The following is a 21,467-nucleotide window of genomic DNA, read 5'->3' on the forward strand; positions in this document are numbered from 1 at the left end:
TTTGATTAAATGAAAGGTAGAAGAGAATTTTTCGTTAGTGCCTTTAAGGCTGCATGTTTATGTACAGGAGGTGGATTTTTGGCTAATTTGGCTTTAAAAGCCGATGATAATTATGCTTTGCGTCCTCCTGGGGCTGAAGATGAAGCTAGATTTTTAAGCAAATGTATTCGTTGTGGGCTTTGTGTAAAAGCCTGTCCTTATGATACTTTAAAGCTTGCTAGCTTGTTAGATAGTCCAAAAAATGGCACGCCTTTTTTTAAGGCAAGAGAAATTCCTTGCTATCTTTGTAAGGATATTCCTTGCATTAGAGAATGTCCAACTGATGCTTTAGATAAAAAGCATTTAGAGCAGGGTATAGAATCTTTGAAAATGGGTATTGCTATTGTTGATAGTGCTTCTTGTGTGGCACACTGGGGAATTCAATGTGATGCTTGTTATAGAGCTTGTCCTTTGATAGATAGGGCTTTAAAACTTGAGCTTAAACGCAATGAACGCACCGCCAAACATGCTTTTTTACTACCTAGTGTGGATCATGAAGTGTGTGTAGGTTGTGGGCTTTGTGAACTGGCTTGTATTACTGAAAAACCGGCCATTCGTGTTTTGCCAAGGGAGTATGTATTGGGAAAAGCAGGATCTCATTATGTAAAAGGCTGGGATGAAAAAGATGAAGGTCGTATAAAAAATGCAGATACTTCAAAACATTTTGATGCTAAAAAAGCAACCAATTATTTAAATGATGGAGAACTGTGATGAAGTATTTAATTGCTAGACGCATCGTTCAGCTTGGAATTTTAGCGCTTTTTAGTTTTAAAGCTACAGATTTTATCTTGCAGGGAAATTTAAGTTCTTCTAGACTTTTTAATACCATACCTTTAAGCGATCCTTTTGCGGTTTTGCAAATCATTCTAGCAAGCTGGAGTATAGATTTAGTGGCTTTAATAGGAGCTTTGATTATATTTTTTATCTATGGTTTGCTTTTAGGAAGGGTTTTTTGCTCTTGGGTTTGTCCTGTTAATTTAATCACAGATTTTGCTGCTTTTGTGCGAAATAAATTAACCCTTAATAATAAATTTTTAATTTTGCCTAAAAATTTACGCTATTTTGTATTGGTCTTGGTTTTAGTCCTTTCTTTTGTATTTTCATTGCCTGTGTTTGAAAGTTTTTCTTATATAGGAATGATACATAGAGGGATTATTTTTGCTACAAGTTCTTGGATTTTTGTAGCCTTTATACTTTTTTGTATTGATACTTTTTTAAGTCCTAGGGCAATTTGTTCACATTTTTGTCCACTAGGAGCTTTTTATGCTTTTATTTCTCGTTTTGCTTTGCTTAAAATAAAGCATGATAGTGATAAATGCACTAAATGTTATGAATGTATCCGTATTTGTCCTGAAAAACAGGTTTTGTGGATGGTTGGAAAAGAAAGTACTAGCGTGAAATCAGGAGAGTGTATAAGGTGTGCAAGATGTATAGAAGTTTGTAATGATGATGCTTTGAATTTTAATATTTTTGATTTAAGGAATAAATAATGAAGAAGAAATTGGTTTTATTAGGAAGTGCTGCAGTGGTATTTTTTGCCGCTTGTGCAATGAATAGTGGGGTAAGTTCGGAACAAATTGGACTTAGAAAAGCAAGTTTAGAAAATGAAAATAAAGTAAATTTAGTGGAAGCAAATTTCACAACTTTACAACCTGGGGAATCTACTCGTTTTGAGCGTTCTTATGAAAATGCACCACCATTAATTCCGCATGCTATTGAAGATTTGTTACCTATAACTAAAGATAACAATATGTGCTTAAGCTGCCATGATAAGGCTATAGCAGCAGATGCTGGTGCAACTCCACTTCCTGCTAGTCATTATTATGATTTTAGACACAATAAAACCACAGGAGATATGATTAGCGATAGTCGTTTTAATTGCACTCAGTGTCATGTTCCACAAAGTGATGCAAAACCTTTAGTGGGAAATAGCTTTAAACCTGAATTTAAAAATGAACAATTAAAAAGTCGTTCAAATTTAATTGATGTGATTAATGAGGGTGTAAAGTAAATAAATGAAAAAATTTCTTTTTATTTTGAGTCTTTTTTGTGTTTTGTCTTATGCTTATGAGCTGAAATTAAATGCTAATATAACAGCTTTAAAGCTTGATAAGCAAAACTTATATATAGGCACTGATAAAGGTGAAATTTTACAATATAACATTAAAGATAAAAGTTTAAAAGAACTTTTATCTTTACCAAAGATTAAAAATTATTATGGTGATGATTTTGCTAAGATTTATAACATTGATGTTTTTAAACATACACTTTTAATACTTAGCGAGGGTGATTTTGGTGCTAAAAATTTAAGTTTTTATAAGGAAAATTTACAAATCAAAAAGCTCGAAGAAAATAGCATAATAAAAGCATTTTTTATCAATGAAAACACTTATCTTTTGATTTCTATTGGTTCTGAAATAGAATTGATTGATAAAAGTTTAAAAAATATAAAAAAATTTAATTTTTCCCATTCTAGTCTTAATGATGCAGTTTTAAATGAAGATAAGAGTAGACTAGTTGCAGGTTTTGAGAGTGGCGAAGTAGAACTTTTTGATTTGAAAAATTGGAAGATGTTAAAAAACTATGATAAAATGCATAAAGATAATATCTATCAAGTAGATTTTAAAAATAATGTTATTTTAAGTTGTGGAACGGATAGGCGTATAGGAGTTGTAAAAAATGAAGAGCAAAATTTTTTGCAAAAAGATTTTTTGATATATACTTGTGCTTTAAGTCCTAGTGGAGAATTCGCTGTTTATAGCGATAATGAAGCTGGAGTTAGTGAAGTTTTTAGCACAAGTGATTTTAAGCCTGTTAAAACTTTTAATAATGAAAATTTGATGAGTGAGTTTATTATTTTTTTAAACAATAAAGATTTTATCGTTTCAGGCTTTGGTGATAGTATAATGTTTAGGAGTATTGATGAATAATCTTTCTAGTGTTTTGATTTTAGCAAAAGAAGAATATATAAATGATTTAAAAAAGGCTATATCTGAAATTCCTTTTTGTTCTGTAGAACTTTGTGAAAATGAAAAGATTATAGTTGTGATTGAAAGTGAAAATTTAGAAGATGAGTTAAACTCTTATAAAATGCTTGAGAAATTGCCAAATATTATCAGTATTAATATGGTTTTTTCTTATCAAGATTTAAATGATGATATCCAAAAAGCAATCAATAGTGGTGCAATAGAAACGATAGAAAAAAATGAAAATGCTGAGAATGTTCGCTACTATGGTAGTGTATTTAATCAATTTTCTTAAAGTGTAAAGATGGTATTTTTAATCCCATTGCTTATTATAATTGGTGTTATTTTTGGAATTGATTATGTGTATTTTAAAAATCAAGATTTAAAAGCGCAAGTTAAAAAAGAACAAAAAGAATTAAATTCTAGTTTAGAGAAAGAAAAAAAAGAATATATAGAAAAACTGTTTAAAACAAAATAGACATTAAAAAACACCTTATTTTCTTAAAGATAAATTAAAAAGCTTTTTGCTAGAATTAAAGAAAAATTTTAGGAAACAGTGATGAAAAATACAGTCACTGAAGCTTCCATCTATGAGGCTCAAGGGTTAAAAGACGAAGCTTTAGAAATTTATAAAAATATCTTAAAAGAAGATCCGGATAATCAAAACGCTATCGATGCGGTTCGTCGTCTTAGTGGTTTTAGATCCAAGCATAAAGACTTAAACACTCAAATGTTGGATTTTTTTATTAATATGAAAAGCGATGAAGAAATTAATGAATTTAAAAGGTGGTTGATAAAAATATGAATTTGGAAGATTTAGCTAAAAAAACCATTAGCGAAGTTAGCTCTATCATGGAAGAGCAAAGAAGACAAAATGAAATTTTAAAAGAACAAGAATTAAATAGAAAAACTGAAATAAAAGATGAATTACCACCTATGGAGTTTGTATGCGAAGAGCTTGATACTCCGCAAGACTTAGAAGATAAAATTTCTATGGCAAAATTTGAAGAAGAGCAAAAAATACAAAATAATATTGAAATTTCTACTCAGGAAAATAAAGAGTTTAAAAAAGAAGAGCCTTTTTTACAAAGTGAAATTTTAAATCCTAGTGTTATGACAGAGGTTCAAACGCTTAATGAGGATATTTTTTTAAAACATCTTAGAGAGAGAATTTTAGTTCTTTTTGAAGGTTTAAATAGCATAAAAAAAGATGATCTTGAAAATAGGTTAAACTTGACCATAAATTTTTTAGAGTTTTTACTTGCAAATATCGAAGATAAGCTTAAAAAATAATCCCGATTTACAGTTTATTGCTGAGTTTTTAAAGCCTTATACCAAACGAGCGTATTTGGTTGGAGGTAGCGTTAGGGATTTGTTTTTAGGCTTAAAAATTTGTGACTATGATATAGAGCTTTATGATATAAAACCTAAAGATTTTGAAAAGATTATGCAAAAATTGGGCGCACAAGGCTTTGGAAAAAGTTTTTTTGTGTATAAGTTTAAAAATTATGATTTAGCTCTTGCTAGAACCGAAAATAAAATAAGCTATGGACATAAAGGTTTTGAAGTTCAAATTTGTAATGATGAAAAACTTGGCGCCAAAAGACGCGATTTTACCATAAATTCTATGATGATTAATCTTTTTAACGATGAGTTTTTAGATTTTTATGGAGGATTAAAAGATCTAGGAGCAGGCTTTTTAAGGCATATTGATAAACAAAGCTTTCAAGAGGATAGTTTAAGAGTATTAAGAGCGGTAGTATTTGCTTCAAGGTTTAACTTTAAGATAACTAGCGAAAGCTTGAAATTGATGCAAAGTATGGATATAACTGATCTTAGCAAAGATAGGATCAATGCGGAGCTTTATAAATTCTTTAAAAGCCCTAGACTTGATGTTGGCTATAGATATTTGCAAGAACTTGACTTAGAAAAACAGATTTTCGGCTTTGAGAGTACTTTTAAGAGTTTGGAATTTCAAAATTTGCTCAGACAAAGTAGAGAATTTGTAAAAAGCGATGCTTTATTCTTGTATTTGTATTTGAATTTTTTTAATTTAGAAAAAGATATATTTTTTAAAAGAACCAAACTTCAAAAAGAATACCTAAAATACGCAAATCAAGCTTTTTATCTTGATGATATAAGTGATTTTGAGCTAGCAAAAATTGCTTTTGAAATGCCTTTGAAGAAATGGCTTGGACTTTGGAGTAAAAAGCGTATTGAGCAAGCTAAAAGATTAGGGCTTTATGAGAATAAGTTTGAAAGTAAAATTTTAGCAAAAGATTTCATAAATGCTGGATTTTGTGGTAAAATTCTTGGCTTAAAGCTTCAAGAAGCAAGAGAGAATGAATTAAAAGAATATATAAAAGGTTTAGCTAAATGATTTCTGTATTAAAAATTTGCACCAAAGATCAAAAAGGTTTAATCTATAGAATTTCTGATGTTATTTTTAAATATCATATCAATATAGTAAAAAACGATGAATTTGTAGGCGAAGGAATGTTTTTTTTTCGTGCTCTTTTAGAAGGTGAGTTTGATAAAGAAGCTTTTATAGGAACGCTTGAGGCTATGCTTGGACAAGAAGCCTTGATAGAGCTTTGCGAGAAGAGAAAAAAAGATATCGTTGTTTTTGCTACTAAAGAAAGTCATTGTTTGGGAGATTTGCTAATAAAGCATTATAGTAACGAACTTGAAGCAAATATCAAAGCTGTGATTTCAAATCACAACTCTTTAAAGGATTTAGTTGAGAAATTTGAAATTCCTTATCATTTTATCAGCGCTGAAAATTTAGATCGTAAAGAGCAAGAAAATCAGATTTTAAAATGTCTTGAACAATATAAATTTGATTATTTGGTTTTAGCAAAATATATGCGAATTTTATCTCCTGATTTTGTTAGGCATTTTGAAGGCAAGATTATAAATATTCACCATTCTTTTTTACCTGCATTTATAGGAGCAAATCCTTATAAACAAGCCTTTGAAAGAGGGGTTAAAATAATTGGAGCTACGGCACATTTTGTAAATAATAATCTTGATGAAGGTCCTATTATCACTCAAGCTGTTTCGCCTGTAAACCATGAATTTACTTGGCAAGATATGCAGCAAGCAGGTAGAAATATAGAAAAAGATGTTCTTTCAAAAGCACTTGATTTGGCTTTTGAAGATAGAATTTTTATATATAATAATAAAACTATAATATTTTAATGTGATAATTTTATTATAGTTTTATTTAAAGCATTAAAAAAATAATCAATATCCTCTTTTTCATGCGTATAATGCAAGCTTATTCTTAACCAACCTGGTTTTGTTTTAAGTTTTTGATTATCTTTTAAGCCTAGCAAATCATGACCATAAGGCCCAGCACAAGCACATCCAGCGCGTGTTTCTATGTGGTATTTTTTACTAAGTTCGTAAGCGATATCAAAAGGAGAAATTCCTTTGATATTGAAAGCAAAAATAGGCAATCGGGTTTTTAAATTCTTTGCGTATAAAATTAAATTAGGTATAGTTTTTAGTTTTTCAAAAAAATAATCTTTTAGAATTTCTTCTTTTTTTTCTATATTTTTAATCCCTATAGAATCTTTGATTTTAAAAGCTAAGCTAGCGCGAATGAGTTGTAAAATTCCAGGTGTTCCTCCTTCTTCTAAAGCTTCTTCATTGCAAAGGTAGCATTGTGAAGTGCGAGAAACATAGCCCACAGTTCCACCTGCTGCAAAGCTAGGCTTGTTTCCACAAAGATCTTTTTTGATAGCTAAAAGTCCAGAACCGCCAATACCACCGATTAATTTATGAGAACTTATAAACAACGCATCATAGTATTGACAAGATATGTTTTTATAGGGAATGAAACTAGATGCATCAAAAGCAACTATCCCTTTAAATTTACGAACCATTTCAGAAATGCGTTTGTAATCACTTAATATCCCAGTAACATTTGAAGCTAAAGAAAAGCTAGCGATTATTTTTCTTTTTTTGTTTTTTTGTAAAGTTTTTTCTAGAAAATCAAAATCAATTTCCCCATTTTTATCCAAGGGAATTCTAATACATTCGCACAAGCCTTCTCGAAATGAAAGTTCATTAGAATGATGCTCATAAGGCCCTACGATAACTAAAGGTAAGGTATTTTTATCAATTTGCGTAAAATATCTTTCTTTTACAAGAGGGGGAATGTAAATGCCGATCAATTCTTGAAATTTTTTAATAGCACTGCTTGATCCTGTTCCGCAGGCTATAAGGGCAAAATTTTCATCTAATGATAAACTTTTTTTTATATCTTTTCTTGCTTGTTCGTAAATTTGTTGAGTTTTAAAAGAATTCAAAGAGCTATCAGAATGTGTGTTTGCATAGGTTGGGAGAATTTTTGAAATTTCTTTTTCTACACATTTTAGAGCTAAAGCACTTGCTGTGAAGTCAAAATGCAAAATACCTTTTTTTAAGATCAATTCTTTTTTTAAATCTGAAATTTGCAAATACAATCCTTATAAAAATTTGCTAAAATTATACTATAAAAATGCTTTATAAAAGGAAAAATATAAAATTTAAGAACTTTGTAGATTTGCATAAGAATTTGTCTTTAAGTAAGCTTTTTGATTTTTATAGTGTGTTTGAAGGTTTTGAAAAATTAAACATTTTAAATTTTGAAGACGATGTATTTACAAATATAGAGCGAATTTTGCTTGATGATTATCTAAAAATTAAAAGTTATTTCGCCTTGGATGAAACAAGTTCTTACGCTCTTACTTTACTAGCTAAAAACAATCGCAAGCGTTTTTCTATCAATAGAAAAATTCAGCATTTTAAAGCTTTATCTACACTTAAATATCTTTTAGAAACAGGTATAATAAAACTTGAGTATAGTAAGGAAGCTAAAAAAATAAAAGATAAAAGACAAAAAATCAAAAAAGAACTAAGATCTTATGTTGTCCAAGATAAGATTATATTTAGCAACCATTTTACTCGTTTCTTTTTTTATTTTTTAAAGCCCAATGAAAAGCTTATTTTGCAAAATCGTTATAAAGAAGTTTTAGAATGCATTAAGGAAAAATTTGAGCTTTATCAAAGTTTTTGTTTTGAACAACTTTCTAGAGAATTGCTTGAGAAAAAATTCAATATCAATGGAGTGCAAAGCTACTGGGATAAGAATTTAGAACTTGATCTTTATTATCAAGATGAAAATTTGTGTTTTGTCGGAGAAGTTAAATTTAAAAATAAAAAAATTTGTAAAAATATTTTAAATCTTTTAAAATCAAAAGTAAAGTCTTTAAATTTGACTCCAAATTATTACATTATAATCTCAAAAAATGGTTTTAGCAAGGAATTTGATAAAATATGCGAACAGAATTTGCTTTTACTTGATTTGAATGATTTTAAGATTTTATTAGAGGAATGATAAATGAATGAAAGTATTTTAAAAAGTTTAGACTCAAATGAAAAAGAAACCCTACAAAAAGGCTTAGAAAGTCTTATAGAACAAACTTATGTAATAGAAAATGAATACAAAACTTTAAATGAAAACTATAACTCCTTACGCGCAATGGTTGATGAGATTATAGAGGTGTTGCCTAGTGCGCTTTGGATTTTAGATAAAGAAAAAAATATTATTTTACAAAATCAAGAAGCCTTGAAAAATCCAAAATTACTTAGTATCATTAGTCTTGATAAAATTCGTGATGAGCTTGAATTTGAAGGTAGGTTTTATGCGGTAAAAATCATAGCGCATAATGAAAAAACTATAGTTTCAGCTACAGATATTAGCGATGAAAAACGCAATGAAAGGCTTGCAAGCATGGGTAGTGTAGCGGCTCATTTGGCACATGAGATAAGAAATCCTATTGGATCTATATCTTTACTTGCTTCAACCCTTTTTGCTCGTAGTGAGCTTAAAAATAAGCATATAGTTCTTGAAATCCAAAAGGCTATTGCTAGAGTGGAGCGTATCGTAAATTCAACTCTACTTTTTACTAAGGGTGTACACATCAATGCTTTAAATTTTAATCTTTTAGAGTTAAAAGAAGAGTGTGAAAGTGCCATTAACTCTTATAATTTCACTTCTCAAATAGACTTTGAAATATCTTTTTTGGATAAGCAGATTTGTGCTGATAAAGCTCTTCTTGGTTTGGTTTTGCAAAATTTGATTTATAATGCTATTGATGCGATAGAAGAAAGCGAATGTGAAAAGCCTATGATTAAAATTTTAGCAAGTTATGATAATGAAAAAATATGCATCAGAGTGTATGATAATGGTTGTGAAATAAAAGATGAGAAATTGGTTTTTGAAGCTTTTAAAACAACAAAACTTAAAGGCAATGGACTTGGCTTGTCTCTTTCTAAAGAAATCATAAACGCTCATAAGGGAGAGTTAAGTTTTCAAAGTGATCCTAAGAATTTTTATTTTACCTTACCTTTGGTGTGATAAATATTTTCTTTTCACCCCAAAGTGGAACAGATCTTGCTTATATTATTTTAATATATTTAGGTTGAAGGCAAAAAAATCTAAATCAAGGAATTAATATGAGTATCTTTAGCATCAATGATAACTCAAATTATAATTCTATACTTTCACAAGCAAAAGCTAATAAAGAAAGTAAAGAAAATTCTAAAATAAGTTTTGCTAATTCTTTTTTAAAACAAAATGCTAGTAAATTAAATGAAATTCAAAATGCAAATTCACAAACTCTAGCAAGAAGTGAAGTATTAAATTCTACTAATACAACAAATACTAGCAATAATACTAATTTTAGTATAAGTAGTAAGACAAGTTCTCCTAATTATAATATATCAAGTGAATTTAAAAACTCTATTTATACTCTAAAATACAAACAAGCAGATATAAGCACTTCTACCAATACAGCCTATGGTTATAGTGTAGATAAAGATGGCTATATGGGAAGTGATTTTAACAAAGCCGCAGGATTACCTGAAGATTTTAAGATACATAAATCTACTTTGGATGAGATTAAAAAAGCTGCTGAAAATGATCCTGTTGTTTCAAGTACAAAAGAATACTTAGGCGTAAGCGAGTATTATACTAATATCGATATGGCTGAAACCATAAAACAATATTATAATCTTTTTTCTAATGCTTTAGGTCAAAGTTTTCCAAATGATAAAACAAGTTTTAGTGAAGCAGATATAAATTCTATGCCTAAGGGGTATGCTATAAATGGAATAAAATCGATGGATTTTAATGATCCAGGCAATAGAATGAATATCACTCACCTAAGAGATTTTTCAAATTCTTCTATTGCAAATATTTATCAAACCCCTGAACAAATGAAAGAAGCTGAAAGTTTATATATACAATCAGGATCTTTAATAGATGGCATAAATGGACATAGTTTTGGTTTATCTTTGGAAGAAATCAAAAATGTTTCTAAAGGTGAAGATTGGCAATTTAATCCTGATATGTCAGTTTATCCGCAAAATGAAGATGGAAGCTATTCTAAAGAAGCTTTATTTATGAGTTTTTTAAAATCATATGGTAGCGGACAACCTGTTGAGAGTCCAAAAACCACACTTAATCCAAAAGTAGAAGCTTACAATAGGGCTATGGCTAAAGAAAGTTTTAATGGTGATAGCATTGCTTTAAATGACATTATGACAGGCAAAGTTGATTTTGCAAGTTTGTTAAAAGGTTATGCACAAGATGGCTGGCTTGATGCAGATATATATGCAATGGAAAAAGGAGTTGCTTGGCAAAATACAAGTATAGGTTATGGTGGAGCTTGGTTTGATAATCAGTTTAATCAAACAAAAGCTAATGGTTGGAAAGCAAGTAACCAAAGTATCAATTCTTATGTTGGATCTATAATGGATAGACTTAATAATCTTATAGGGCAGACTAGGGTTTAGGAAGTATTTGCACGAAGTCAAATTAAAAATGATGACATTTGCAAATACTTATGCAAATCACATAAAGCTAGGTGCATCGTTTGAAAAGAGTATCAAATCTCCATGTTTTGTTTCTTTAGCTAGAGTTTGAACTAGCTGACTCTTTTCTTTAAGTATAATGGTTTTTATTTTTAACTCTTTTTTGAAAATTTCAGCATTGATTTGTGCACTAATGATAGCAAGATCAAAACACTCATTGATGATTTTAGCAAGTTTTATATTTTCTTCTTCGCTTACTTCTACTATACCAGGACTTACTAAAACTTTGCGTCCTTTATAGCTTTTACAAAGTTTATAGCTTGTGCTCATACCTTTAAAATTTCCATTAAAACCATCATCTATGATAAATTTAGGCTCTCTTGAAAGCACTTGCAAGCGATGTTCTACGGAATTTATATTTAAAACTTGCTTTTGAATTTTTTCTAGTTTTATGCCAAGATAATGAGCACAAAGTATACAAACACAAAGATTTTGCGCATTAAAATCCCCTAAAATTTGACTTTTAAAATCATAGGATTTATTTTCTATATCGACTTTAAATTCTAAACCTTCAAGACTTGAATGAATAAGACTTAATTTCTCATCATAAAGGCTGATGAGTTTATCTCCTTCTTTTTGGGTGCTAGAGTGTAAAAAAGCCTTTTCTAGTCTTTTGGAATTTAAGGCTTCAAGTTTGGTTGAGCGGATATTTTCAACACTTTTAAAATACTCTAAATGTGCATTGCCTATCTCTCCTACTATGCTGATGTGAGGTTGTAAAAAACGAGTGATTTCATCAATATCGCCTTTAAGTCTAGCACCTGCTTCAGCTATGTAAATTTGAGTATCTTGGCTTAAATTGTTATTGATATCAGCAACTATACCTAGCAAGGTATTGACAGATCGTGGTGTTTTGTAGCTTTTAAAGTCATCTTTTAAAAGTTCGTATAAAAAATTTTTAATACTTGTTTTTCCAAAACTTGCGGTAATGAGTATGATTTTTAAATTTTCATTGGCTCTTAGTTTGGCTTTGGCTTGTTTTTTATAATATAAATTTGTAAAAAACTCATAAATTTTAAGACTCAATAAAGCAAAAGGAAGACTAAAAAGATTAAAAAGAAAAGAAAAACGCAAAGCAAGGATGGTAAAAATAGCATTATAAACAAAAACAAAAACAAAAAACCATTTAACCTTACTTGTAAAAACAAGCTTTTTATCTATGCCTTTATTCCAAAAATACAAAATCGGAGTATGGATCAATGCAAAATATGCCAAAGAGTATAAAGGAAAAGCTAAGAATAAAAAATAAGGGATAAATAAAAAATACAAATGCCATAAAGGTTTATGATAATGAAAAAACACGCGTTTAAATTTATAAGAATACCATTGTAAAGCACTCATAAGATAAAAAGCTATACAAAAATTAAAAAATAAAGAATTGATAAAATAAAGAGTATTGATAAGCATTTAAATTTCCTTAATTTTTTGAGCTATGAAAGCAGAATATTTTAAAAAGAAAAAATGATCCCCCTCTAAAGGATAAAAAGTGCTATTTTTTAAAAGTTGATGCATTTTTTCACCACAATACAAAGGCGTGGCTTCATCGCTTTTTCCCCAAAAAACCAAGCTTTTAGCCTTTTGCTTGGCAAAAATTTCACCAAAATCCTCATCAACAACATTTTTAAAGGTTTCATACATCATAGGGCTAAGATTTGCTCCATCTTTACTAGCAAAATAGCGATAAAATTTTCCCAAACCAAAGAGTTTTAAAATTTTAAAAATACGGATTTTAAAACGCACTTTTAGGGATTTTTTAGCTAAAATTCCTGCACTTGAAAGTAAGATTAGGGTGTCTTTTTCTTTTGCGAGTAGGGTGCTTACTTTTCCACCAAAAGAATGCCCCATGAAAAAACAGACATTGAGTTTTTTTTGTTTTAAAAAAAGTTCTGTGATATTGGCATAATCTTGAGTGTTTAAAATTTCTTCCACACTTGAATTTCCAAAACCCGCCAAATCCATATAAATTTGACAAAAGTCTTTCAAAAAAGGATAAAAACTTTGCTTCATAAGTTCTTTATTGGCTCCCCAGCCGTGTAAGATAAGTATTTGCGGTAAGGTAAGATCACCTAAAATTTCATAAGAAATTTGATAAGTTTTGTTTTTATAAGAAAGTTGAGTTTGAGCCATTTTAAGCCTTTTGATTTTTGTAGATATTTTCTAAAAGTTGCATGGCGTTTTGTAAGCGTTCAAATTCCTTCATGCTAAGCATTACAGCTTCAAATTTGTTATTTTTTAAAATAACTATTTTTCCACTTTCGCTTTTTTTGAGTTTTTCCATAATGGGGCTAAAATTTCTTACCACTTCGGTGGCAGTGTAAATTTCATCTTGTTTAAAAGAGAGCATTTTTCTTCCTAAAATACGCTAAATTTTATGTATAATTTAGCGTATTTTGACTTAAAAGCTTATAATTTTCCTTTTTGTCCGTTGATAGAGTGAAGGAAGTTGTAGCTGATTTTTATCATTTTTTCAAGTGAAATTTGATCAGCTAAAGCGTTTAAAGTAGTACTAAAATCTTTAAAAAGATAATTAGCCAAAGAACCAGGATTTGGGTTGATTTCATTTAAATATATTTCATTATCCAGTATAAAAAAATCGCAGCGTATTAAAGCACCTTTAAACAAAGGATTGTAGATCTTTTTAAAACTATCTTTGAGTTTTTCTTTTAATTCTTCGCTTAAATTTGCTTCTATAAGCTCATTGTGTCCTGAAAAGCTAAGATATTTTTGTTCAAAGTCTAAAAATTCTTTTTTCTTTGGCTCTTCTATGATGGAAAAAACAAACTCATCATTGATCATACATCCTGCAAGATTGTATTCTTTGATATTGTTTTTAAATTCTTCCACTACAAGATCATTATCAAATTCAAAACCTACATCTTTGGCGTATTCTAAATCTTTTTCATCTTTTACTATACTAATACCTATGCTACTTCCAAGTCTTGCAGGTTTGATAATGCAAGGAAAACTAAGCTTTTCTTTAGAGTTTTGCCCTTTTCTTACCATGGTATAATCAAGTGTTTTTACTCCAACGCTTTTGGCATAAAGTTTGGTAAGTTCTTTGTTGAAAGATAATACGCTGGCTTCAAGCCTAGGTCCTATAAATTTAATAGAATAAAACTCAAATAAAGCTGCAATTTTTCCATCTTCTCCATCTCTACCATGGATAAGATTGATCACGCACTCGCACTCTAGTTTATTTTCTTTTAAAAAGCCTTTGCTAAAAAAACCTCCTTGTTTGATGAAAAGTTCTTTTTCTTTTTTATAAGCTTTGGTGCTAAAAGTTTTAGAATTCATTTTTTCACTTGGGATATGATAAAATCTTCTTTCTTCATCACAAAAAATAAATTCTAAATTTTGATTAATAACTTTTTTAAGTACTACAGCACTTACTATACTGATCTCATGTTCATAAGAATTTCCGCCAAAAAGTATTGCAAATTTCATTTTATTCCTTTATCCTAGTTTTTTAAGAGCTTCTTTGATGAGTTCGCTTGTGCCTGTTGCTTGAGCACTTGCTAAAACACTTATGATTTTTTCTTGTTTAAAGCCTAGAGTAAGAAGTGCGGCTAAGGCTTCACTTTTATCATCGCTTACATTTTCAAGTTTGGTTTTTGTATCTGAAAGTTCTACTATAATGCGTTTCGCACTTTTTGGACCTATACCAGGTACTTTTTTAAGCACGCTTTCATCGCCTAAACTTAACGCTTTGTAAAAAGAATTTACATCAAGACTAGAGCATACCGCCATAGCAGTATTTGCACCCACTCCATTGACTTTTAAAAGCATTTCAAACATTTTTTGTTCATCTTTATCCAAGAAGCCATAAAATTTATTAGAATCTTCTTTGATGATTTGAGTAATAAAAAACTCATGCTTTTCTTGAGTTTGAATTTTAGCAGAACAAAAAAGCGAAATAAATATCCCATAGCTTAAACCACTAGCACATTTAACAATGATAAAAGTAGGTTCTTTTTTTGTGATTATTCCTTCGATGCCGACAACCATGCTATATCCTTTTCTTCATAATCTAATTTTTTATGTATTTCTATACTTTCTTGGTTGTTTTGTATGACTTTTTTAATACCTATAAATTTAGCACTTTCATTAACAAATGAAGAGTAAAAAATATCTTCTTTAGGTTCTAGAAGTGAAAATTTGATCTCATTCATGTCAGTCCATTTGCCGCTTTTATTTATAAAAGTTGCTTCAAAAAGCATTTTTTGCAAATTGATTAATTCTAATTGTAAAGATTTTTTGCGTTCAAGAAGTTCTTTTTCTTCATTTTGTAGTTTATTTAATTCAAGATTTTGTAAAGAGAAATCTTTTAGGGCTTTTTCGTATTGTATAGGAACATTTTGACCTTGATTTTTAAGTTCTGTTATCTTTTTTTCAACGCTTAAAATTCCATTTTTACTTGATAAAATGTATTGTCTTATTTTATTCATTTTATGATTTAACTTAGAAATTTGCTCTCCTAAAATCGCAAATTCTTCATCATAATTACTATCAAGAGTTTTAATTTTAGCATGAAATTTATTGTTATCCCCGTTGATGCGTTCTATTGTGGTGTTTTCAAAAAACACACAAGAATTATTACTTTCTAAATTTTCTATATAGATTTTATCAGCTTGTATATTTCCGCCTAAACTTTTTTTAATTCTCACTTCTTTAGCTTTGATTGTTCCACCTTCGAGCAAATCTATATTTAAAATTTCGGCTTCTACAAATCCTCTATGAGTTTTTATATAGGCTTGTTTGGCTTGAATTTTGGCTTTAGAGTGTGTAGTGCCTTCAATTTTCATTTTGGTGGCATTAAGTTGAGTGTTGCTTCCTACGCTTCCGACTACATTTAATTCTTCACATTCTATCCCAACGCCAGAATTTACAGCATCTTTTACTTCTGAAAGAAATTTTATATTGATTTTGACATTTTTGTCTAGTCCAGCTCTTATAATCCCTATATTTTTAAAATCTACCCCATTAAAATCTAGTTCATTTGCAATATCAAATTTTTCACCATCTTGTACTACATAACCTTTTTTTAAGGCTATATATTCTGTGTATCCATCTTGCTCTACTTGTTTAAAAGCTGAAGAACAAGAAAATTTAACTTTATTTTCATTTGCGGCTAAAACTTTTAAGGTGTGCAAATTTAAGTCTTTTCCTTCTTTACCTTGTTTAAATTTGGCGTGTTTTAAAACAACTTCGTTTTCATCAACAACAATAATACCTGAGCGTTTTTCATCGATAGTGTAGTTTTTGGTTTTTTCTTTATAAGCCAAGATCAGGGATTCATCTTGACTTTCTATAGGATCAATACCTTGTGCAACGGTGATTTGTATAGTTTTATTTAAAGGGATGTTTTTATGTTGGTTGCAAAAAGACATTAAATTTTTCTTAAAATCAAAAATGCGGATACCTATTAAAAATTTAAGTTTCAACATCTTTTTATAAATATTTTGCAAAAGTTCTAGTGCTAGTTTTTCATGAAAGTCTAAATTTGTAAAATCAATTTGAGCAACTATTTTGGTTAAATTTTTATTTGCAACTAGTTTGACTGCTTGAGATGCTTTGCTTTGGTTTATACCGTGGAAAATTTCTATTTTGTATTCTTGCTTGATTTGAAGATCATTTTTTAAAAAAATTTCATCTTTATCAAAAAGAGTTAATTCTTTTTCAGAGATTTTTTCCCATTCTAAATCTCCAAAACGATATTGTGTAGAAAACGCCAATAAACTAAAATCAAGCTCATTTAAGCTAAGGTTTGTTCGTGAAGCTACGCTTAAAAGCTCTCGAGCTGGATTTTCTGTATAGGCAATAATTTTTTCATCCAAAGCCAAAACTTTCCCCTTGTAAAAAATTAAGAATGTAATTATAGTCAATTTTTAATCAATTTTAGTTAAAATAGTTCTCTTTATATTTTGAAATTTATGAAAAAATTTAATGAAGAGTTTAGTATTTAAAAATTTTATTATCAATGCTTTAGGAATTTTATTTTCAAGAATTTTAGGGCTTGCTAGAGATGTTTTAATAGCGCTTTTTTTAGGAGCAGGGCTTTATAGTGATATTTTTTTTGTGGCTTTAAAAATGCCTGCTTTTTTTAGAAGAATTTTTGCAGAAGGGGCTTTTGGACAAAGTTTTTTGCCTAATTTTGTAAAAGCGAAAAAAAAAGGAGCTTTTTGCGTTAGTGTAATGATGCAATTTAGCCTTATAGTTTTTTTATTTTGTCTTTTGGTAAGTTTTTTCTCCTCTTTTTTTACCAAGCTTTTTGCTTTTGGGTTTAACGCAGATACTATAGCTTTAGCGGCTCCTTTGGTGGCGATTAATTTTTGGTATTTGTTTTTTATTTTTTTAGTTACTTTTTTAGGAGCTATTTTAAATTATAGACAAAAATTTTTCATTACCTCTTTTTCTGCGGCATTATTTAACTTAAGTATTGTTATAGCTGCCTTTTTTGTGGATAAAAATGCACCGCAAAATACACTTTATTATTTTTCTTATGCAACGGTTTTAAGTGGGGTGGCACAGCTTATTTTACATTTGCTTGTTTTAAAAAACAATCCTGTAATACGTGCTATGACTTTAAGTATAAAATTTAAAAAAGCCAAGGCGAAATTACAAGGTTTTTATGGCAATTTTTTTCATGGAGTTTTAGGTTCTTCTGCGACTCAATTTAGCTCATTGCTTGATACAACTATAGCTAGTTTTTTAATGAGCGGGAGTATTTCTTATCTTTATTATGCAAATCGTGTCTTCCAACTCCCCCTGGCACTTTTTGCTATTGCTTTAACTCAAGTTTCTTTTCCAAAAATTTTAAAACATTTAAAAAGTGATCAAGAAAATTTAGCCTTAAAATTTATGCAAAGAGCATTAGCACTTTTAAGCATTTTGCTTATTGCTTCTAGTATTGTAGGTTCTGTGTTTGCTTTGGAAATTTCAAAGCTTTTATTTGAAAGAGGAAATTTCACTCACGAAGATAGTGTGATTACGGCTTATGTTTTGATTGCTTATCTTATAGGGCTTTTACCTTTTGGTTTGCAAAAGCTTTTTTCTTTGTGGCTTTATGCAAAATTTAAACAAAAAACAGCAGCTTGGATCGCGGTAAAATCTTTAATTATCAGTGCTTTATGTTCTATGGCTTTTATATTTTTGATTAAAGATGAAAGTTTAAAGGTTATTGCAGTGGCACTTTCAAGCTCTATTAGTGCTTTTTATTTGCTTGGAGCTAATATCAAAGAATTTGGTTTTAAGAAATTTTTTGCTTTAATATCTATTAAAATTTGCTTATTGGTTATAGTTGCTTTGATTGTTTTTACGATCTTGCTTATTTTGATTAAACCTTATATTTTAAGTTTTTTTATAGGAATTTTTACAAGTTTTAAAGGAGTTTTTTAATGAGATTATTAGACAGTGTAACAAAAGAGAAAATAAAACTTGATAAAAAAGATATTAGTATTTACTTATGCGGGCCTACGGTTTATGATGATGCACATTTAGGACATGCAAGAAGTAGTGTTTGTTTTGATCTTTTGCGTAGGGTTTTACTTGCTCAGGGCAATAGGGTAAAATTTGCTAGAAATTATACAGATATTGATGATAAGATTTTGAAAAAAATGGCTCAAAGTGGTCAAACTTTAGAGGAAATTACGGAATTTTATATTAAAAGTTATGAAGAGGATATGAGGGTTTTAAATGTATTAGATCCTGATTTTAAACCTCGTGCAACGCATTATATAACAGCTATGCTTGATTTGATTAAAAAGCTTGCTAAGGATGGGTTTGTTTATACTCTAGAAGATGGAATTTATTTTGATACAAGTAAAGATGAAAAATATTTAAGCCTATCAAATCGCAATTTAGAAGAAAATATCTCTCGTCTAAGTAATGAAGTGCAAAAAAGAAATGAAAGCGATTTTGTGCTTTGGAAATTTGATGAAAATTTTTACGAAAATGAATTTGGCAAAGGGCGCCCAGGTTGGCATACTGAATGTGTTGCTATGATTGATTCTATTTTTGAAAATACTCTTGATATACATGCTGGAGGGATAGATTTGCTTTTTCCTCATCATGAAAATGAAGCTGCGCAATGTCGTTGTGGATGTAAGAGAAAATTAGCAAATATTTGGCTTCATAATGGTTTTGTAAAAATCGATGGCGAAAAAATGAGTAAAAGTTTAAATAATAGTTTTTTCATAAAAGATGCTTTAAAAGAATTTATGGGCGAAGCTTTAAGATTTTATCTTTTGAGTTCTCATTATAGATCTCATTTTAATTATTCTTTATTGGATTTAGAAAATGCTAAAAAACGTTTAGATAAATTTTATCGCCTTAAAAAAAGATTGGATTTAGGTGAAATTTCTGATTTTGATGTTTTAAATGATATTGAAATAAAAAGCGAAATTGCTAAGCAAATTTTAGAGATTTTAAATGATGATTTAAACGTTTCTAAAGCCTTAGCTCTTTTAGATGATTTTATAAATAATGCAAATTTAGAGTTGGATAAAGAAAGCAAAAATAAAATTTTAAAACAAAATATCAAAGAAGCTTTAAGTGAGCTAGCTAAAATTTTTGGCTTTGGTTTTATGGATACAACTTTATATTTTCAATGGGGTGTAAGCAAAGAAGAACGAGAAGAGATTGAAAAGTTAATTTTAGAAAGAACTGAGGCTAAGAAAAGCAAAGATTTTAACACAGCTGATACAATAAGGGAACAACTAAGTAGTAAAAAAATCACTCTTTTAGATACTCCAAATGGAACAATTTGGGAGAAAATAAATGCATAATGAGATGAATTTAAAAGAGGTTTTAATACGCTTTAAGCCCTTTTATAAAAGATATTGGAAGCAATTTGCTATAGCTATTTTTGGTATGATTTTAGCAAGCGGAGGAACTGCTGGAAGTTTTTATGCTTTAGAGCCTATTTTAAATTATATTTTCGTTGAAAAAAATGAAGCTTTACTTTATACAGTGCCTTTTTTGCTAGTATTGATGTATTTTTTTAAAAATCTTGGAACTTATCTACAAAGTTTTTATGTTTCCTTTATAGGAACAGATATGTTAAGAGTATTGCGTGCTAGGGTTTTAAAAAATGTTTTACGCTTGGATATGGATTTTTTTAAACGCTATAGAAGCGGAGAGCTTGTAAGTCGTTGTACTAATGATATTAATGCACTTCAAAGTATAGTATCAAATATTATTCCTGATTTTTTTAGAGAGCTTTTAACTGCTATAGGACTGCTTGCGGTAGTCTTGTATCAAAGTCCTACTTTGGCTTTTTTTGCTTTAGTGATTTTGCCTTTAGCTATTTTTCCTTTGGTATGGTTTGCTAAAAAACTTAAAAAATATGCAAGAAATATACAAGAAACAAATTCGGATTTACTTTCTTATTTGGGTGAAATTTTTTCAAATATTGAATTGATCAAAGCTAATGATAATGAAAAAAAAGAAAGTGATAAATTTTCTAAGCATAATGATATTTTATGTAAATTAAACCTAAAATCCGCACGTATTGATGCACTTACAAGTCCTTTAATGGATATGATGGGTTCTGTTGGGGTTGCTGTGGTGATTATTGTAGGGGGTAGAGAGGTTATCAATGGTTCTATGAGTGTGGGAAGTTTTATCAGTTTTGTTTCGGCACTTTTTGCGATATATACTCCTTTAAAGCGTCTTTCGTCTTTATATGGAAAACTTCAAGGTGCTGTTGCGGCAAGTGAAAGAACTTTTTATTTATTGGATTTAGAACCTCAAATTAAAGGTGGAAGCAAAGAATTAAAAAACATTGAAAAAATTAGCTTTGAAAATGTTGAATTTGCTTATGAAAACCCGCATAAAAGTGTTTTAAAAGGCGTAAATTTTGATTTTGTTAAAGGGCAAATGCTTGCTCTTGTAGGGACAAGTGGGGGAGGCAAATCTTCTATTATTAATCTTTTGATGTATTTTTATGAAAAGCAAAAAGGTAAAATTTTACTCAATCAAGAAGATATTAGCACTTTTACCATAGAAAGCTTACATGTTAAAATAGGACTTGTAACGCAAAATATTTATCTTTTTAATGATAGTTTTGCTGCAAATATTGCTTATAGCGAAGAGTTAGAAGAAGAAAAAGTCATCCAAGCTTTAAAATTGGCCAATGCCTATGAATTTGTTAAAGAAATGGGCGGGATTTGGGCTGAAGTGAAAGAACATGGTAAAAACTTAAGTGGAGGACAAAAACAAAGAATAGCAATCGCTAGAGCTTTATATAAAAATCCTGATGTGCTTATTTTTGATGAAGCAACTTCAGCTTTGGATAATGAAAGTGAAAAAACAATAGTTAAAACTATAGAAAATTTAAAACAAGACAGATTGATTTTAGTGGTTGCACATCGTTTAAGCACTATAGAAAATGCAGATAAAATAGTAGTATTGGATAAGGGTAAGGTATTGGCAATAGGTAAAGATGAAGAGCTTTTGCAAACTTGTTCTTTGTATCAAAAATTTAAAAGCAAAGAAAAAACAAAGCCTAGCTTTAGTTAATTTTAGTTAGAATTTTAA

23 protein-coding genes are annotated in these 21,467 nt (G+C 29.4%); 16 read left to right on the plus strand and 7 right to left on the minus strand.

The window, feature by feature from the left end; genetic code table 11:
- The first annotated feature begins 9 nt into the window (after positions 1-9).
- From napG to purU, 10 genes are all read left to right on the plus strand, one after another.
- Positions 10-750, plus strand: a complete 741-nt coding sequence (gene napG / locus FBF21_RS04020; protein WP_002866909.1) for a ferredoxin-type protein NapG — start codon at positions 10-12, stop codon at positions 748-750.
- The gene (gene napH, locus FBF21_RS04025; RefSeq protein WP_074470854.1) at positions 747-1,529 is read left to right on the plus strand and encodes a quinol dehydrogenase ferredoxin subunit NapH; all 783 of its coding nucleotides are present in this window, start codon (positions 747-749) and stop codon (positions 1,527-1,529) included. The genes napG and napH overlap by 4 nt, the downstream gene beginning before the upstream one ends.
- The gene (locus tag FBF21_RS04030) at positions 1,526-2,050 is read left to right on the plus strand and encodes a nitrate reductase cytochrome c-type subunit (RefSeq protein ID WP_010891887.1); all 525 of its coding nucleotides are present in this window, start codon (positions 1,526-1,528) and stop codon (positions 2,048-2,050) included. Before napH ends, FBF21_RS04030 begins: the two co-directional genes overlap by 4 nt.
- Positions 2,051-2,054: 4 nt before the next feature.
- A complete protein-coding gene (locus FBF21_RS04035; RefSeq protein ID WP_002859815.1) occupies positions 2,055-2,969 on the plus strand; it encodes a WD40 repeat domain-containing protein in 915 nt (304 codons plus the stop codon).
- Complete coding sequence (locus FBF21_RS04040; protein ID WP_002852435.1) at positions 2,962-3,300, plus strand: chaperone NapD; 339 nt, start codon at positions 2,962-2,964, stop codon at positions 3,298-3,300. Before FBF21_RS04035 ends, FBF21_RS04040 begins: the two co-directional genes overlap by 8 nt.
- 9 nt (positions 3,301-3,309) lie before the next feature.
- Positions 3,310-3,483, plus strand: a complete 174-nt coding sequence (gene tatA2 / locus FBF21_RS04045) for a Sec-independent protein translocase subunit TatA2 (protein WP_002859817.1) — start codon at positions 3,310-3,312, stop codon at positions 3,481-3,483.
- A 78-nt stretch (positions 3,484-3,561) separates the two neighbouring features.
- Positions 3,562-3,810, plus strand: coding sequence for a tetratricopeptide repeat protein (locus tag FBF21_RS04050; RefSeq protein ID WP_002859818.1), 249 nt, complete (start codon positions 3,562-3,564; stop codon positions 3,808-3,810).
- A complete protein-coding gene (locus FBF21_RS04055) occupies positions 3,807-4,298 on the plus strand; it encodes a hypothetical protein (RefSeq protein ID WP_002856776.1) in 492 nt (163 codons plus the stop codon). Before FBF21_RS04050 ends, FBF21_RS04055 begins: the two co-directional genes overlap by 4 nt.
- Positions 4,267-5,385, plus strand: coding sequence for a CCA tRNA nucleotidyltransferase (locus FBF21_RS04060; RefSeq protein ID WP_002870180.1), 1,119 nt, complete (start codon positions 4,267-4,269; stop codon positions 5,383-5,385). Before FBF21_RS04055 ends, FBF21_RS04060 begins: the two co-directional genes overlap by 32 nt.
- Positions 5,382-6,206 carry a formyltetrahydrofolate deformylase gene (gene purU / locus FBF21_RS04065; protein ID WP_002859821.1) on the plus strand — a complete coding sequence of 275 codons (825 nt, stop codon included), beginning with the start codon at positions 5,382-5,384 and terminating at the stop codon, positions 6,204-6,206. The genes FBF21_RS04060 and purU overlap by 4 nt, the downstream gene beginning before the upstream one ends.
- Here purU and FBF21_RS04070 read toward each other — a convergent pair.
- Positions 6,203-7,477, minus strand: a complete 1,275-nt coding sequence (locus tag FBF21_RS04070; RefSeq protein ID WP_002860760.1) for an aminotransferase class V-fold PLP-dependent enzyme — start codon at positions 7,475-7,477, stop codon at positions 6,203-6,205. The genes purU and FBF21_RS04070 overlap by 4 nt on opposite strands.
- Before the next feature lie 35 nt (positions 7,478-7,512).
- On the opposite strand from FBF21_RS04070, the gene FBF21_RS04075 reads away from it, so the two are divergent.
- The 3 genes from FBF21_RS04075 (at position 7,513) to FBF21_RS04085 (ending at position 10,853) form a co-directional block, all read left to right on the plus strand.
- A complete protein-coding gene (locus FBF21_RS04075; protein ID WP_079263633.1) occupies positions 7,513-8,391 on the plus strand; it encodes a DUF234 domain-containing protein in 879 nt (292 codons plus the stop codon).
- A 3-nt stretch (positions 8,392-8,394) separates the two neighbouring features.
- Positions 8,395-9,414: a fla regulon two-component system sensor histidine kinase FlgS gene (gene flgS, locus FBF21_RS04080; protein WP_002852488.1), complete on the plus strand. Its 1,020-nt coding sequence runs from the start codon at positions 8,395-8,397 to the stop codon at positions 9,412-9,414.
- 98 nt (positions 9,415-9,512) lie between these two features.
- The gene (locus FBF21_RS04085) at positions 9,513-10,853 is read left to right on the plus strand and encodes a hypothetical protein (protein WP_042635832.1); all 1,341 of its coding nucleotides are present in this window, start codon (positions 9,513-9,515) and stop codon (positions 10,851-10,853) included.
- A 57-nt stretch (positions 10,854-10,910) separates the two neighbouring features.
- On the opposite strand, the gene murF is transcribed toward FBF21_RS04085, so the two are convergent.
- The 6 genes from murF to FBF21_RS04115 are packed head-to-tail and all read right to left on the minus strand — an operon-like array spanning position 10,911 to position 16,771.
- Complete coding sequence (murF, locus tag FBF21_RS04090) at positions 10,911-12,338, minus strand: UDP-N-acetylmuramoyl-tripeptide--D-alanyl-D-alanine ligase (protein WP_002869923.1); 1,428 nt, start codon at positions 12,336-12,338, stop codon at positions 10,911-10,913.
- Entirely contained in the window at positions 12,339-13,058 is a 720-nt protein-coding gene (locus FBF21_RS04095; RefSeq protein ID WP_002867950.1) for an alpha/beta hydrolase, read from the minus strand.
- A 1-nt stretch (position 13,059) separates the two neighbouring features.
- Positions 13,060-13,275: a type II toxin-antitoxin system Phd/YefM family antitoxin gene (locus tag FBF21_RS04100; RefSeq protein ID WP_002852622.1), complete on the minus strand. Its 216-nt coding sequence runs from the start codon at positions 13,273-13,275 to the stop codon at positions 13,060-13,062.
- Positions 13,276-13,334: 59 nt separating this feature from the next.
- Positions 13,335-14,375: a D-alanine--D-alanine ligase gene (locus FBF21_RS04105; protein WP_002869413.1), complete on the minus strand. Its 1,041-nt coding sequence runs from the start codon at positions 14,373-14,375 to the stop codon at positions 13,335-13,337.
- A gap of 9 nt (positions 14,376-14,384) precedes the next feature.
- A complete protein-coding gene (ruvA, locus tag FBF21_RS04110) occupies positions 14,385-14,936 on the minus strand; it encodes a Holliday junction branch migration protein RuvA (protein WP_002856927.1) in 552 nt (183 codons plus the stop codon).
- Positions 14,912-16,771 (minus strand): flagellar assembly protein A, encoded by a 1,860-nt coding sequence (locus tag FBF21_RS04115; protein ID WP_002869924.1) that lies wholly within the window; start codon positions 16,769-16,771, stop codon positions 14,912-14,914. Before FBF21_RS04115 ends, ruvA begins: the two co-directional genes overlap by 25 nt.
- 103 nt (positions 16,772-16,874) lie before the next feature.
- On the opposite strand from FBF21_RS04115, the gene murJ reads away from it, so the two are divergent.
- From murJ to FBF21_RS04130, 3 genes are read left to right on the plus strand one after another with little or no spacing between them, the layout of a single operon-like run.
- Positions 16,875-18,326, plus strand: a complete 1,452-nt coding sequence (gene murJ, locus FBF21_RS04120) for a murein biosynthesis integral membrane protein MurJ (protein WP_002875835.1) — start codon at positions 16,875-16,877, stop codon at positions 18,324-18,326.
- The gene (gene cysS, locus FBF21_RS04125; protein ID WP_002869881.1) at positions 18,326-19,714 is read left to right on the plus strand and encodes a cysteine--tRNA ligase; all 1,389 of its coding nucleotides are present in this window, start codon (positions 18,326-18,328) and stop codon (positions 19,712-19,714) included. Before murJ ends, cysS begins: the two co-directional genes overlap by 1 nt.
- The gene (locus FBF21_RS04130; protein ID WP_002918487.1) at positions 19,707-21,449 is read left to right on the plus strand and encodes an ABC transporter ATP-binding protein; all 1,743 of its coding nucleotides are present in this window, start codon (positions 19,707-19,709) and stop codon (positions 21,447-21,449) included. The genes cysS and FBF21_RS04130 overlap by 8 nt, the downstream gene beginning before the upstream one ends.
- Positions 21,450-21,467: the final 18 nt, after the last annotated feature.

The organism is Campylobacter sp. CFSAN093238 (genome assembly GCF_012898015.1).
Classification (GTDB): Bacteria; Campylobacterota; Campylobacteria; order Campylobacterales; family Campylobacteraceae; genus Campylobacter_D; species Campylobacter_D jejuni.